At 37.8% G+C, this 15426-nt stretch carries 14 protein-coding genes and 1 pseudogene; 12 read left to right on the top strand and 3 right to left on the bottom strand.

Annotated elements, in window-relative coordinates:
• Positions 1–74: 74 nt before the first annotated feature.
• From NBH07_RS19075 to NBH07_RS22690, 10 genes and pseudogenes are all read left to right on the top strand, one after another.
• Complete coding sequence (locus NBH07_RS19075; protein ID WP_009016795.1) at positions 75–908, top strand: AraC family transcriptional regulator; 834 nt, start codon at positions 75–77, stop codon at positions 906–908.
• Between the two features lie 83 nt (positions 909–991).
• On the top strand, positions 992–1465 hold the full coding sequence (locus NBH07_RS19070; RefSeq protein ID WP_009016796.1) for a DinB family protein: 474 nt from the start codon (positions 992–994) through the stop codon (positions 1463–1465).
• Positions 1466–1703: 238 nt separating this feature from the next.
• Positions 1704–2996 (top strand): MATE family efflux transporter, encoded by a 1293-nt coding sequence (locus tag NBH07_RS19065; RefSeq protein ID WP_009016797.1) that lies wholly within the window; start codon positions 1704–1706, stop codon positions 2994–2996.
• Between the two features lie 13 nt (positions 2997–3009).
• Positions 3010–3651, top strand: coding sequence for a CatB-related O-acetyltransferase (locus tag NBH07_RS19060; RefSeq protein ID WP_009016798.1), 642 nt, complete (start codon positions 3010–3012; stop codon positions 3649–3651).
• A 265-nt stretch (positions 3652–3916) separates the two neighbouring features.
• The gene (locus NBH07_RS19055) at positions 3917–4150 is read left to right on the top strand and encodes a hypothetical protein (protein WP_009016799.1); all 234 of its coding nucleotides are present in this window, start codon (positions 3917–3919) and stop codon (positions 4148–4150) included.
• A complete protein-coding gene (locus tag NBH07_RS19050) occupies positions 4125–4547 on the top strand; it encodes a hypothetical protein (RefSeq protein WP_009016800.1) in 423 nt (140 codons plus the stop codon). The genes NBH07_RS19055 and NBH07_RS19050 overlap by 26 nt, the downstream gene beginning before the upstream one ends.
• Positions 4548–4709: 162 nt before the next feature.
• Positions 4710–5042: a helix-turn-helix domain-containing protein gene (locus NBH07_RS19045; protein ID WP_009016801.1), complete on the top strand. Its 333-nt coding sequence runs from the start codon at positions 4710–4712 to the stop codon at positions 5040–5042.
• Positions 5043–5327: 285 nt separating this feature from the next.
• Entirely contained in the window at positions 5328–5912 is a 585-nt protein-coding gene (locus NBH07_RS19040; RefSeq protein ID WP_009016802.1) for a BfmA/BtgA family mobilization protein, read from the top strand.
• 4 nt (positions 5913–5916) lie between these two features.
• Positions 5917–6852, top strand: coding sequence for a DUF5712 family protein (locus tag NBH07_RS19035; RefSeq protein WP_009016803.1), 936 nt, complete (start codon positions 5917–5919; stop codon positions 6850–6852).
• A pseudogene (locus NBH07_RS22690) lies at positions 6849–7255 on the top strand (GNAT family N-acetyltransferase). Before NBH07_RS19035 ends, NBH07_RS22690 begins: the two are co-directional and overlap by 4 nt.
• 128 nt (positions 7256–7383) lie before the next feature.
• On the opposite strand, the gene NBH07_RS19025 reads toward NBH07_RS22690, so the two are convergent.
• Positions 7384–8484 (bottom strand): putative phage abortive infection protein, encoded by a 1101-nt coding sequence (locus NBH07_RS19025; RefSeq protein WP_009016804.1) that lies wholly within the window; start codon positions 8482–8484, stop codon positions 7384–7386.
• Positions 8459–9745 carry a hypothetical protein gene (locus NBH07_RS19020; protein ID WP_005801505.1) on the bottom strand — a complete coding sequence of 429 codons (1287 nt, stop codon included), beginning with the start codon at positions 9743–9745 and terminating at the stop codon, positions 8459–8461. The genes NBH07_RS19025 and NBH07_RS19020 overlap by 26 nt, the downstream gene beginning before the upstream one ends.
• Positions 9746–10354: 609 nt before the next feature.
• Between NBH07_RS19020 and NBH07_RS19015 the strand changes: the two genes are divergently transcribed.
• Together NBH07_RS19015 and NBH07_RS19010 are read left to right on the top strand one after the other, a co-directional pair.
• Positions 10355–12622 (top strand): monovalent cation:proton antiporter family protein, encoded by a 2268-nt coding sequence (locus tag NBH07_RS19015; RefSeq protein ID WP_005859782.1) that lies wholly within the window; start codon positions 10355–10357, stop codon positions 12620–12622.
• A 168-nt stretch (positions 12623–12790) separates the two neighbouring features.
• A complete protein-coding gene (locus tag NBH07_RS19010) occupies positions 12791–14029 on the top strand; it encodes an MFS transporter (RefSeq protein WP_005859780.1) in 1239 nt (412 codons plus the stop codon).
• A 63-nt stretch (positions 14030–14092) separates the two neighbouring features.
• On the opposite strand, the gene NBH07_RS19005 is transcribed toward NBH07_RS19010, so the two are convergent.
• On the bottom strand, positions 14093–14989 hold the full coding sequence (locus tag NBH07_RS19005) for a PfkB family carbohydrate kinase (protein WP_005859778.1): 897 nt from the start codon (positions 14987–14989) through the stop codon (positions 14093–14095).
• Between the last annotated feature and the right edge of the window lie 437 nt (positions 14990–15426).

Here is a 15426-nt window from a genome sequence, read left to right as displayed (position 1 = left end):
GGCTTACTCTATTGTTATGCGGGGATTAACCTCTATATTTACCGCCATGCGCACAGCAGATGAACGAAATAACGATGAGAGAAAGCAAGATTTTATATCCGTCACCTATACTTTCCCAATACATTAAATACTATTGGGTGCTAAAAACCGATGAAGTAGAGCCAGTAATGGTACAGACTATTCCATCGGGTTGCGTACACCTTGTTTTCCATCGGGGTGAGAATCTGAATATCCAATCAAAAGGTTTACAGCCAAAGAATTTTATCCGGGGACAGTTCTCAACGTATGGGAGTTTGATTTCAGAGGGTAATATTGATATGATTGCCGTTATATTTCATCCTCTGGGGCTAAATCCATTTGTGCGGTGTTCTATGAGTGAACTTTACAACCATTATATAGATGTAGAAGATTTGGAAGACATCGAATTGAATCACCTGAAACGAAATATTTCTGCCGAACCAGCCGTTGAAACCTGCATCCGGTTGATTGAACGCTTTTTCATACAACGGTTGGTCGATGCAAATTGTAACTACCAAAGAACGCATCACGCTATCCGTCAAATAATCAATCAACCGCAAATAGACGTGAATACCCTTGCTGAAAGTGCTTGTTTGGGATATAGGCAATTCAAGCGAGTATTTACCAACTATGTAGGAATGAGCCCTAAAGAATATTATCGGGTAGTTCGCTTTCAGCGGGCACTGTATCTGTTGCAGAATCATCCGGGGATGGAGTTTGTAGACTTGGCTTATTCATGTGGCTTTTACGATCCTTCGCACTTGGTGAAAGACTTTAAAGAGTTTACAGACTGTTCACCTACTCAATATCTATCTTCCCGTTCTCCGTATTCTACATTCTTTTCTAAAGATTGTAGGCTGAATGTTATTAAATCGCATAATCGTGCATAGTCATTTGTGATTATGTCAGTTTTTTACAAGTGGATGATAGGCAAAGAACTTACTTTTGCAGAAGTATTTAAAAATAGAAAGTTATGCAAGAAAGTAATTTTATACATATAACCGCTGGTATCGCACAGGTTATTGAAGCAGAAGAGAAATTGTTAAGTCGTTTGCCCGTAGAGGTTATCACACAAAGGCGAAATAGGCAGAATCGCACCATCAAGCAGATTCTCGGTCACTTGATTGATTCGGCATCCAATAATCATCAACGCATGGTTCGGCTGCAATATAGCAAAGACCTGCTTTTCTTCCCTGATTATACACAGGATAATGACTTGTGGATAGCTCTGCAAGATTATCAAAATGCAGACTGGTCTAACTTAATCCAGTTGTGGAAATGCTACAATCTGCACATCATCCAAGTTATTAATTCGGTAGATAAGAACAGGCTGGATAGTTACTGGTGCGACTTTACAGGAGCAAAGGTTACATTAAGAGAAATGATAGAGGGATATTTGGGACATTTGCACCTGCATATAAAAGAAATCCATGAATTGATAGATTGAATTTCTTAATTTTCCATACATTTGCGCTATATCAACTAACAAATAGTATTCACTTCTTATGAAACTCTGTATATAGCTACGCTCCTGCGAATAGCCCCCTTCAAGAAAGCTATTCAGCTATTTGACAAATAACGATTTATTTGCCACAGAGATTTTACATCCTTTTATTTATGAATTTACGAGCTGGCAGACCATGTTATGCAGGTCTGTTTGTATCGTGCTATTTTGCAGTTGAGCAATGAATTATACATATAAACAAATATGGCTCATCAACTTTCCGGTCATGATGAGCATCTTAATGGAGCAGTTAATCAATATAACGGATGCTGTCTTTTTAGGTCACGTAGGCGAGGTGGAATTGGGAGCATCCGCTATTGCCGGAATTTATTATCTGGCGGTCTATATGCTGGGCTTCGGGTTCAGTATTGGATTGCAAGTGATGATTGCTCGCAGAAACGGGGAACAGAATTATCAAGCAACAGGAAAGACTTTCTTTCAAGGGTTATTCTTTTTATCGGGATTAGCCGTCTTGCTTTGCCTGCTGATTCATGCCGTTTCCCCTTATCTATTGAAGCGGTTAATTTCCTCACCGGAAATTTATCAGGCGGTAATCCACTATTTGGACTGGCGCAGCTTCGGGCTGTTGTTCTCATTTCCTTTTTTGGCTATCCGGTCTTTCTTCGTTGGAATAACGTACACAAAAGCCTTATCGTGGTCGGCTGTTACTGCGGTGGCGATCAATATCCCGCTGAACTACTTCCTAATATTCACACTGGAATTAGGTATTTCGGGAGCAGCCATCGCTTCATCTTTAGCGGAAATGGGTTCTTTGATTGTGCTTTGTATCTACACAGGAGTGAAGATAGATAAAGAAAAATACGGATTGAAGCCCGTGTATGATGGACGGTTACTTATCAAAGTCCTGAATCTGTCTGTGTGGAGTATGCTCCATGCTTTTATCAGTGTAGCCCCTTGGTTTCTATTTTTCGTGGCAATCGAGCATTTAGGGAAAACGGAGTTAGCTATTTCCAATATCACCCGAAGCGTATCGGCAATCTTTTTCGTAATTGCTAATTCCTTTGCTGTCACTACGGGTTCATTGGTGAGCAATGCTATTGGAGCGGGAGCGAGAAAAGAACTTTTCCCGATTTGTCACAAGGTTCTGAAATTAGGCTATGCCGTTGGCTTCCCATTGGTAGTAGTTGCTTTGCTCTGTAATCGTTGGATTGTAAGCTTCTACACTGATAACGAACTATTAGTGGAATTAGCATTTGCCCCTTTCGTGGTAATGCTCCTGAATTACACGTTTGCACTACCCGGCTATGTATATCTTAATGCAGTCGGGGGAACGGGAAAAACCAAAATCACCTTTCTGTTTCAGGTGACAACCACCTGTGTCTATTTAGTGTATCTCTACTGGTTGAGTTTCTGTATAGAAGCGTCTTTATCCCTCTACTTGACGGCAGAATATCTGTTTGTGATTCTGCTGGCACTTCAATCTATCATTTATCTAAAAAGTAAACACTATTAAAACGAATCAAGTTATGATGACAAAAATATATCCTCGCACCGGAGATAAGCAAACAGTCTATCTGAATGCCGTGATTAAAGATCCTCTAATTGAGGTAGGCGATTATACTATTTACAATGATTTTGTAGCTGATCCCTTGCTGTTTGAGAAGAACAATGTGCTTTATCATTATCCCATCCACCGGGAGAAGTTAATCATTGGCAAGTTCTGTTCTATTGCCTGTGGCACGAAGTTTCTGTTTAATTGTGCGAATCATTCATTGAAATCTCTGTCTACCTATACCTTCCCTCTATTCTACGAAGAATGGGAATTGGAAAAGTCGAATATTACTACTGCATGGGACAACAAAGGCGATATTGTGATCGGCAATGACGTATGGATCGGCTACGAAGCTGTGATTATGGCAGGGGTTCATATCGGTGATGGAGCTATTATTGCCGCACGTGCCGTAGTGACGAAAGATGTCCCGCCTTATACGATTGTGGGCGGCACTCCTGCCAAAGAAATACGAAAACGCTTTGATGCAGAGGTTATTCAACAACTACTATTACTGAAATGGTGGAATTGGTCTACTGATAAGATACGTAAGTGTTTGCCATATATTATGGAGGGAAAAATGAATGAATTACTTACTAGAAATGAAGAGAGATTATGAACTATATAAAGAAATCATTAACAAGGATTGATGCAAGTCGCAGTTCTTCTGCATAGCTATATTTCGCTATTTTAGAACTCATGCCAGTGAATTATATTTGTAAGAAGCAGGAATTTGAAGTTCACCATTTCTGGAATTGCGACCAATAAGGCTGAATACCCCTTGAATCATTCTGATTAGCAGAGGAACTACAAACAAAACAAGAAATCATTCAGCATACAAAGCAAATGCTTTGATAGATATAATTTATTCACAATTAAATTTTATGCCTATGAATGATTTATTGAGAACGAGGTTTTTCATCTTACTGGCTGATACCTCACAAGAAGTTATTAACACAGAAATGCAAGATGCTTATGAAGATTTTGTGAAGCAAATAGTAACAATTAGCAATTCGGAAGATTATACTCATATCTTCCGGATGCTTAATCTCACCCGTATTGAGATAGCCCCTTTAAAGGGGTTGTATCAGAATGGGCAGGGGGGAAAATGCGCCTAAAAATCTATACATTCACAAAGCATTATCCTTAATTGATGCAGAATTAGAGTTACTCAATCTGAAGATTACCCATCCCGAACAGTTTAATTCACCTGTGCCTACAGAGTTCAAATCAGACCTATATGTACTCCCAAAGTCTAAAGAATTGGGGATTATAGGTATTGCTGAAATTGTACTAGCTCTGTTTCTACTGGGAAAAATCGTTGGGGAAAATGGAAAGCCAGTCCCAAAAATTCAGTTGGCTCGTGGGTTTGAACAGCTTTTCAATCTGAAATTTGGTAGTATCTACGATAAGATCGGTGAAGTGTTTACTCGTAAACCGTACAATCTTACTAAAACATTGGATGCTTTGCGAAATGCTATTGCCAGAGAAGACCGTAAACGCAAGAATAAATAAAGATTGGAAAAGATGATTCTGCAAATTGTTTATTTATAGTAGTTTATAAACCAGTTTTCGGGGAGTAGGTAACTACTCCTCTTTTTCTACGACCTTGTTTTGCAGAACTTTGCTTCATCAATCGATTGAGAATAATAATGTTGAACTTAAAATTGAAGCAAAATGTATATAGACAATGAAAACTTCGAGAAGTGGATGGAGAAGCTATCCAAAAAACTCACCGAAATCGGGCAAGACTTGAAATCCCTTATCAATACTGATACCGTGTTCGATGAAAACGAAAGGCTATTAGATAATCAAGACTTAGCATTTCTGTTGAAAGCATCTTTCAGAACCCTACAACGCTATCGGGCGAAAGGGGTACTTCCCTACTTTACCATCGGACGAAAAACGTATTATAAAGCCAGCGATATTCGAGCTTTCGTCCGTGAGTATGCCGATTCTCAAACCTACAAACAGTTTGAAAAAGCCAATCAGTTGGCTAATCAGCTCTGATAGCAAAAAGTAGCAGAGGAAAGAAGCCTGTGTTCAGGCTATTCCTTTGTGCTACCACCCCGATTTAGCACAAACTGCCTCACCTATCGGTTCAGCTTGTTTCACTAAATCGAGCAAGAGGGAACTGGACAAGTCCTGTTCTTCCCTCTTGCCCTGCGGGGCAAAGCCTTCGGCTTTAGCGTGTTACAAGAACACGCTGTAATGACACCTGTAATAAGTATTTTCGTTGCAATACTTATTATCAGGTATTTATCTATTCATATTTCTATAAAAAAAGTAATTACCATGCCAAACAGCGGTCGGAAAACGATATTCACTACCATTTCCATAGACAAGGAAACGGCAGCTTTGGTAGAGAAGATATGCAAACGCTATTCACTGAAAAAGAGCGAAGTTGTAAAGTTGGCGTTCGGATATATAGATAAGGCACACATCAACCCATCCGAAGCCCCTGAATCTGTAAAATCGGAACTGGCGAAAATAAATAAGAGACAGGATGATATTATTCGCTTCATCCGTCACTATGAGGAAGAACAACTAAATCCCATGATACGGGCAACAAATTCTATCGCTTTGCGTTTCGATGCTATCGGCAAAACTTTGGAAACTCTTATTCTCTCTCAACTGAAAGCCAGTCAGGAGAGACAAACAGCCGTACTCAAAAAGTTAAGTGAGCAGTTCGGCAATCATGCCGATGTGATAAACAACCAGTCCAAACAGATTAACGCACTCTACCAGATACACCAACGGGATTATAAAAAGTTGCTTCACCTAATACAACTCTATTCAGAACTTTCTGCTTGCGGTGTGATGGATAGCAAACGTAAAGAGAACCTGAAAGCTGAAATCATCAATCTGATAAATATATAGGATTATGCACATCGACTTTGCCCCGCCATCAAACGGTACATATAATAATGCTGGAAGTAGCCGGCAACTCGCAAATTATTTAGAGCATGAAGATTTAGAACGAATGGAAAAGGGTATCTATACAGAAAGCTTTTTCAATCTGACAGATGACAATATCTATAAATCAAAAGTCGTAAAAGAGATAGACACCAATATTGGGCAACTCCTGAAAACGGATGCTAAGTTTTATGCTATCCATGTCAGCCCATCGGAAAAGGAGCTTCAGGCAATGGGAAATACCGAGCAGGAGAAAGCCGAAGCTATGAAACGGTATATTCGGGAAGTCTTTATTCCTGAATATGCCAAGAACTTCAACAAAGGGCTATCCGAAGCGGATATAAAATTTTACGGGAAGATACACTTTGACCGTAGCCGTTCCGACAATAAACTAAACATGCACTGTCATTTGATTGTGAGCCGAAAAGACCAATCTAATAAGAAAAAATTATCACCGCTAACCAACCACAAGAATACAAAGAAAGGGACGGTAACGGGTGGTTTTGACCGTGTAAACCTCTTCCAACAGGCAGAACAGGGCTTTGATAAGTTATTTGGTTACGACCGTCAATTATCTGAATCCTTTGAGTATTCCAACACAATGAAGAACGGAAGCATTGACGATAAACTGAAAATGCAAGAACAGGAATTACAAGAACCGAAACAATATTTTACTGACGAAAAGAAAAAAGAAGTATTACAATCCAGTGAGAAAGAAAACGTAATTTCTTGCAATCTTGATAGCAAACAAGAAAATAAACACGCTTACAATCAGCCAAATAATAATGGATGTGATTCTTTGTTATCTATTTTTTCACTGGGAGATGGCAATAATTATGACGCGACACTGGCGGAAGAATTACAGACACAGAAACGCAAAAAGAAGAAAGGGATAAGACGATGATTGAATACGAGGAACTAAGAGCCGATATCGCTACCTGATGGAGCGTTTCAAATATCGCAAATCACTCGTTAGACTGACGGTGGATAACATTATTACCACCCGTAGGAATAGCCGAGTAGATTTGTATTTGCGTATCAGAAAGGTAGAAAGCCGATTTCCACCTGATTGTCTGATTATTGCCCGATTGGGTTTTAGCAAAGAACGAATAGGACACGGAACGCACCTTATCCGATTCTTGACTGGCATAGCCCAAAAGTATAGTTTTAATCATATCGGCATCGAGTGCGCCAACGACAAAAGCGGTTCATTTGCCCAAAAGTTAGGTTTCTACACCATAGATGGCGAGAACTACGCAATAATAGTAGCCAATCTAATATATCATTTTTTCAATGGAATAAATTAATTAATCCTTTCTTTCTCTGAACACAAAGGTATATTCCAAGACTGAAACGTCAATGCCAAGCCCTACGGATTTTGCTAAATTTCTTATTTATTCTTTCCATATATGCAAAGTTTATCAGAGAAAAGCAGCTAAGTATAAAGCTTCTCTAGTTCCAATCGTTCATGCGAAATAAAATCAAAACCTTCATATATGACATTGGGATAAAACTGGCGTATATTTACCACATCAATAAAATCTGGAGATAAATTTTTAATAAGATTATATTTGGTTATAAATGAATTGTTTATATCACTTGTAGAATTAGGAAGAGCCTCCCATTGAACGCCAAAGTCTGATATTGAGTTACAAAATAATACTGCCTCTTCATAGTTGGAAAATAGTCCTCTTAGCATTTTCATGTAATCATATTTGCTATTATAATTAAGCATTGATTGTGAATTTACATATTTTGAAATATGAAACAATGTTCTGAAATAATGTCCAAGTTCATTATGAAAGCCAGCATAGTATTTGTTGCTTTGTTCCTTTATTTCCGCTTTTTTTGTTGGATTAGCAGGAGGTGTTAAATAGAACTCACTATATCTTAAATCCCATTTGGCAGGTTTTATGGAAAAAAGATTCAAAAGAGGTAGTATTACTGTGGTTGAGTATTTCTTTAAATATTGATCTTTTAATAAATGATAACCAGATTTGTTTACCACTAAAAAAACAATTAAGTATGCAATATTTATAATTGTTCTTTCCTTAATACTGTCTTTCCATATAGCACGATCTTTTTCTAAATTATCTTCTGTAGAATAAATTTCCTCTATACTAATTTCCGATAATTTGTCTTTTACGATTTTTATAGCTTCATAAATCTGTTCAAAATACAACTCAAATACTCGATTTTTAGCCATATAGGATTCTTCTACAAGATATGGAATTCTATACGACAAATTATCAACAATCTCTCTATTAAACTTAATGCGCTCTATCAATTTACTTTCAAAGCTTTGAATTAGAAATTCTTCTTTTTGCTTCGTAATAGCTTTTTCTTGGCTTATCAATGTTTTATACAAGAAATATATTCCAATAAATGTAAAAAAACCTCCTAAAAAAGAGCCCAAATGATCTAAACTTTCTGGTTTAAAGAAAGGATGCCACCCTGTAGCAACAACAAAAGAAATTATAACCCATATAAGAATGAGACATGTAATGTATTTACAAATTACCCAAAATGATTTCATCTGCAGATGCTTTTATTAAACTTAAAGAACCAGCTTTCAACGTTTCTTTATTTTGAATACTTGTCAAAGAGAAATCATCACGTCTATATGACCATATCGAGTGAAGGTTATTAATCAATAGATCAATATTTGGATCTATAATATAAATATTTTTATCTCGACAACCTCTCAATATATCATTAAAATGTTCGTCTGTATTTGAAAAAGAATATCCAGCAATAATAATTTTATCAGAATGGATAATTTGTTGTGCTGATTCATACCATGTAGAAATAAATCTGCTTGATAAAACAGGCTTTATCCTTAATGGGGGAAGTATTGCTGGAACAACTATTTTTTTAGAACTTTCAGTGAAATCAATATTAGGTGTAGCTATGCGTTCAAAAAGCTCAAATGTATCAGTATTATAATAATCATTTTCCTCAAAAGACATCATAGTTCTATTATACATATTAATATAATCGAATAAGCTACCATGAAAATATTTTGAGTTAGCAACCTTTTGTCTTGCAAAAGAAGTATAGTTGAATGTAATAATATTCCAATCATCTTGAAGTTGAGAATAAAAAGGTAAATGATTAGTTTCATCATTAAAAACCTGTTTTTCTTTTTCCTTCAGAAAAGCCCATAACATCCAAGATATATATACATACGTTTTTATATCACTATCTTTCCTTGTATAGAATCCAATAAAATATTTTACCATCAAATCTTCTATATCTAATAGGTTTTTGTAGACATGCCTCAATATCGGATTTGTTGAATTTCTGACACTCTGCTCTAAAACATATTGCAATATGGATTTAAATGTATCTGTAAAAGACAGCTTCTTTATATCAATAATGGCTTCATCTTCAATCCTCCTTCCCAATACTTCCTGAATTAAGTCCTCTGTTTCTTCGTCAAATTCAGCACCCTCTTGTATGTATTTTATTTTTCGTAATAAACGATTGACAAGTTCTCCCATTTTTCTATCTGGGTTAGACAAAGAGTGATTTGTTTCCAACTCGTGTTCTATATTAGTTGTGATAGTATCAATCTCTCTTCTAAATTCATCTGCCAGCTTATCTATAGATCTTTTTACAAAAGATTCAAAACTAAATCTTAAACGGGGCAGTAAAAGACGGAGCTTTTCATCAATCCGCTTTCCAATTTCAGTTTGTACAAAATCACTTATTTGAGGTATTAGTTCACTTGTTAGCGGCATTGCTATACCACTAAGAGAATCTACACCTGCACCTAATATCACAGTTTTACTCATAAGGTTCATTTTAAATGTATTAAAACACAAACTTACAAAAAAAAACTAAATTGCACACAATAATATACTGTTTAATTATCTGCAAACTATTTTGAACCCCAAACATCCGCTTATATCTCATAATCAACATTATTCTTTTATCATTTAATAAAATTGAAAATACAGAATATTAGCCTACCAACAATCATAAAAGACCTTCTAAATTTTGCAATAGCAACAATACTTGCTATCTTTGCCTTCAGTATTCTCCATGAGCAAACTACCGCAAAAGCACGTAGCAAATTAGTGGGTTAAATCATGGGATATGCTTGAAGCAAAAAACATAAAGTTTTAAATATCAGCGTGGTAACTCTCTTAGGAGAATCCCAGGCGGATCACCAAGAAAGGGTATTCAGCAATGAAGACCCTTTTTTTATATCTCGTAAACTGCCGCTTATAGATATTGGTGTATTCATGCTGTTAAGATAAAGCTCTTGGGGGGAGGAGGAATTTGCTGCGGTTGTCCTGGAATATTTCCCATATATGTTTTTAGGACAAGAGTACTTTTGTTTTATCCCAACATGGTTCTAAGTTAATATGTAAATTTGCGAGCACAAAATAATGAATAACATGTCTGAAATTGCACCTCTTATTTCCGACTTGGCGGTTATATTGATTGCGGCGGGAATAATTACATTGATTTTTAAATGCTTGAAACAACCTGTCGTTTTGGGGTATATTGTCGCTGGCATTCTTGCCGGGCCCGCCGTACCTTATATACCAACGGTATCCGATCCTACCAATATAAAAATATGGGCAGATATAGGCGTCATCTTTCTTTTGTTTGCTATGGGATTAGAATTCTCTTTCAAGAAGTTGATGACCGTAGGAGGTACAGCTGTTATCGCCTCTATAACCATAGTCTCCGGAATGATGTTTCTAGGCTATACTGCAGGAAACGCGCTTGGCTTCTCGCATCTAAGCAGTATATTTTTAGGCGGTATGCTTTCTATGTCATCCACCGCTATCGTATTCAAGGCGTTCGATGACATGGGACTCAGAGGGCAAAAATTTACAGGAGTAGTATTAGGCGTCTTGGTGGTCGAAGATTTAGTGGCCGTAGTTTTGATGGTCTTGCTTTCAACCTTAGCAGTCAGCAAGCAAGTCGAAGGAATGGAAATGCTGGAAAGTATTCTAAAGTTAGGAGCGTTTCTTATATTTTGGTCATTACTCGGAATCTATCTGATTCCAAGTTTTCTTAAAAAGATTAAGCCATTTCTTAACGACGAAACCTTATTAATCATAGCATTAGGCTTCTGTTTAGGTATGGTTATGATTGCGGCTAAAGCGGGATTCTCCTCTGCGTTAGGAGCTTTTGTTATGGGATCGTTATTGGCTGAAACCATTGAGGCCGAGAAGATAGAAAAATTGGTAAAACCGGTAAAAGACCTGTTTGCGGCCATATTTTTTGTTTCTGTAGGCATGATGATACAACCGGATTTATTGATTGAATACCTTGTCCCAATCTGCATCTTAACCATATTGGTTATCATTGGGCAAATCTTTTTTGGGAGTCTTGGTGTCCTCTTGTCCGGACAGCCATTAAAGATAGCTCTACAATCAGGATTCTCTCTGACCCAAATAGGTGAATTTGCGTTTATTATCGCTTCATTGGGAGTTAGCTTAAAGGTAACAGACGATTATCTGTATCCTGTTATTGTCGCTGTATCAGTCGTTACAACATTTCTTACTCCTTATATGATTCGCATGGCGACCCCGGTCTATCAATTGATTGACAATTATTTGCCTTCATCTATAAAACTAATGTTGAACCGTTATTCTTCCGGATCCAACACGGTCAAACATAAAAGTACATGGAATAAGCTGTTGAAATCTATGTTACTAGATGTAATACTATATACAGTATTGACAATATTCAGTATTATCATATTTTTCACTTATGTAAATCCAATTATTCGCGAGAACATATTAGGCTTCAAAGGGGCTCTATTGAGCTTATCTATTATTTTGGCCATTATATTACCTTTTCTTTGGGCTATCATTATGAAGAAGAATCATTCTCCTGAATTCCTGAAATTATGGAATGATAGTAAATTCAACCGGGGACCATTGGTTTCTTTGATAGCGATAAAGCTGCTCCTTTGCGCAAGTATTCTAATGCCAGTCATAGTCCATATATTTAATGTAGCATCTGGTGTTGGATTTATTATCACCCTGTTGATATTGCTAATGATTATTTTATCCAAAAAACTGAAAAAGCGTTCTCTCTCGATCGAGAAAAGATTTATTGACAACTTCAACGGGAAAACAACGGACTCAAACATTGGAAGTCCTTTGACTGATAATATCTTGAAATCTTTGCCTTTCAATGATTTGCACTTGATGGATTTCGTTGTTGGCCAAGAATCCTCCATTGTCGGCCGGAGTTTGAAAGAGATCAACTTCCGTCAAAAATATGGAATAAATATCGTTTCCATCATTCGAGGTGAACGACAAATCAATATACCTAGAGGAGAGGAACGCCTTTATCCTTTTGATAAGATTATAATTGTTGGTACGGATGAGGAATTGGATCTTTTCCAGGAGATAATACAAAAACAGGACAAAGAATATAGAGATCAGTTGGCGCAAAGCTTTAATAATAATATCAAAATAGAGCAATTTAATATTGAACCAGACTCTCCGTTGATCGGGCGATCTATTCAACAGTCTGACATTCGGGATAAGAACGCTTGTCTGATCTTGGGTATTGAACGAGACGGAAAGTCAATGATGAATCCTCCATCCCAAACCGTATTCAAGGAAAACGACAACGTATGGGTTGCTGGAGAATATCGTCAAATTGTTCAATTGAGCGAAGGTTTAAGTTATAATTAAGTGTTTCAGCCAAAGTGTAAAATATATTTTTCATTAGGGAAGCCATCTCTTAAATTCTACATTTAAGACTTAGGGGATTAGGATATTAGGATATATTTGATAGCTTTGCGAAGAAATGGGGGGCGTGCCCCTTTCTCGAATAAATGATAACAATAAAAGTAAATGATAATGAATGAAAAAATGAATGCTACATTGGGCAACGCTTTTCCCAAGGAACGGATTCGTTATGCGATGCTTTCTTTTTTTTTAGCGCAAGGTCTTTGTTTCTCTAGTTGGGCTAGCCGTATTCCGGACGTGAAGGATATTTTTGAGGTGAATTACGCTTTCTATTGGGGCTTGGTCTTGTTCCTGATCCCGGTAGGTAAGTTTGTGGCGATACCGTTAGCGGGTTATTTGGTGTCGAAGTTGGGGAGTCGTATTATGGCGCAGGTCAGTGTGTTGGGGTATGCCTTGGCCTTATTTGCGATAGGTACGGCACATAATATTTATCTGCTGGGTGTTTATTTGTTCTGTTTTGGGGTGTTCTGGAATCTTTGCGATATATCCTTGAATACGCAAGGAATTGGTATCGAGCGACTCTATGGGCGTACGATTATGGCCTCATTTCATGGAGGTTGGAGTCTGGCGGCTTGTTTAGGGGCTTTGATCGGGTTTATCATGATCGTATCCGGTGTTACTCCGTTCTGGCATTTTACGTTGATTGCATTATTGATTGGAGTGACTGTTTTGGTAAGCCGGAAGTATTTGCAGGAAGACGTGGCGGTTGAGTCACCGGAGGAAGAGAAGGAAGCGGAGAAGAAAGAAGCTCCGGCATTGTTGAGCTTTATCCGTAAGCCGGAAATGCTGTTGATCCAGTTAGGTATCGTCGGGCTGTTTGCCTTGGTGGTGGAAAGCGCGATGTTTGATTGGAGTGGACTTTACTTCGAATCGGTATTGCAGGTTCCTAAGTCCTTACAGATTGGTTTCTTGGTGTTCATGGTGATGATGACGGTAGGCCGTTTTCTTACGAACTCCGCCTATAGTGTTTTAGGAAAGCAGAAGGTGTTGCAATTAGCGGGTTTCTTTATTTTAGCAGGTTTTTTTATCTCAGCCATGTTGGGTGGAATGTTCGAATCGATGACGGTAAAGGTGATCGTGAATTCCTTAGGCTTTATGTTGGTAGGCTTGGGCATCTCGTGTATGGTGCCTACTATTTATAGCTTAGTGGGCGCTAAATCGAGAACTCCGGTGGGAATTGCCTTGACGATCCTTTCCAGTATCAGCTTTATCGGCTCGTTGATCGCACCTTTGTTGATCGGAGCGATCTCGCAGGCTTTCAATATGAAATACGCTTATATCGTGGTCGGCTTGTTAGGGCTTTGTATCTTGCTAATGACTACATTCTGCAAAGCATTCAAGAATAATTAAAGATAGAGACTTGAGAATTGAAAATTAGGAGAGAGCGAATAATTTTCAATTCTCAATTTTCAACTACTCAGGCATTCGTTGTTCCGCTGTCTCTAAACATCGCAACACATCTTCCTTAGTGCCGTTGAATGGGCCTATTCCTTCGATTTTCAATGTTGTCATAGCTGCCGCGAAACGTCCGGCTTCTTCTATGCTTGCGCCTTTGGCACGTTTATAGAGATATCCTGTCATATAAGTATCACCCGCTCCGGTAGCGTTTACTACTTCTTTCGGTATGTAAGCGGGGATTTTATGGAAAGTGGAACCGTCGTAAATGATAGATCCCATGCTTCCGAAAGTCAGCAATACCTCTTTCACGCCCCAATCGTAGATAACTTTTCCTGCGTTCACGGCATCGGTATATCCGGTTAACACCTCCATCTCATGTTCGTTAGCCTTGAGGAAGTGCACGTATTTAAGTACTTCTTTTTTCTCTGGCCAATCCACGGCAAATACATCCTTGTCTCTTACTTCCCGTAGATACCCTTGCGAGTCAATCGATACTAAGCCTTTCCCCGCTAAATACTTTACCACTTCCAAAGAGAAATCATCGGCAAGCAAACTACCAAGGTGGAAGATTTTAGAGTTGATGTTCTCCAGATATTCCACGGTGAAAGGATCTGCTTTCGCCAATACACGTTGCGTACGGTTATCTTGGTTCTCTCCATAAATATTCTCGAAATAAACGGTGTGCTTACTTGGCATCACGGCAACGTCGATACCTTCAGCTCGTAGTTCCTCCACCGTTTTCATCTCAGATTCAGCCAAGGCTGTCACTAGAGTATAGTCGATATCATCGAAATGTTTTATCGCATGCGAGAAATAAAAGGAGGTTCCTCCCGGCATATGGACGGTGTTCTTAGGTGTTACTACCTTATCCAAGGTGATGTGTCCTACGCAGCAAAGTTCGTGTGTATTCATTTTTTACTCAGTTTATTATAAAGCGACAAATTTATGAAAAAAGCTTTCAAATACATAGATTACTCTCTTTTTTGACCAATAAAAGCATGAAAGAGGCGTTTTGCCCTTGTGACTTTAGTTGCATCGGCATCAAGCTATAGTTTTAAGCTTATGGAACTAAAGTTACTTCATAGGTGAACAAAAGTTTCATTATTATAAGACTTGAAGGAATAAGGAATATTTGTTGATTGCTTGATAATTATATTATATATGTACGCTCGTACATATATAATATATGATAAAAGGGTAAATTCTATTGAAAATATAGTATATGCTATTGATCGTATGAAGATAGGTTTATAAAACGACTAGTTTAAACGATCGATTTTTCTAGTCATTTGCAAAGGTACGCATTTCTTCGACACTTGCAACCCTTCAAGGTTAAAAAAATCACCCCT

It is taken from the genome of Parabacteroides sp. B2-S-102 (assembly GCF_023656665.1).
GTDB classification, from domain to species: Bacteria; Bacteroidota; Bacteroidia; order Bacteroidales; family Tannerellaceae; genus Parabacteroides; species Parabacteroides distasonis.
This window is presented reverse-complemented; position numbering and strand designations above follow the sequence as displayed.